Annotated in this window: 1 pseudogene; it reads right to left on the reverse strand. The window is 65.0% G+C overall.

The features are described 5' to 3' along the window. Nucleotides 1-17: 17 nt before the first annotated feature. Nucleotides 18-234 (reverse strand): annotated as a pseudogene (locus tag ACLJNW_RS28690) (Mig-14 family protein); the annotation flags it as partial.

Consider the following 234-nt stretch of genomic DNA (forward strand, 5'->3'; position numbering starts at 1 on the left):
TTGCGTGCGCTCATGCTTCAGACCTGGAAGACCGGAGAAGGATGGCACCAGCGATCCTTGTATTCGCGGTCGGCGCGACCGAACGAATAGCGCAGGGGTTTGCCCAGCGCTCGCGCATCCTCCCAGGCGGCCTGGGTGTTCAGGTAACTGAGCACGCTGCCAGGGCTGAACTCGCGGGTCTGCGGATCGACGCCGCCGTTGATGTACTCGACGCTGAGCCAGCCCGGCGCTTCG

It is taken from the genome of Salmonella sp. SAL4457, from assembly GCF_046548235.1.
Classification (GTDB): domain Bacteria; phylum Pseudomonadota; class Gammaproteobacteria; order Enterobacterales; family Enterobacteriaceae; genus Salmonella; species Salmonella enterica.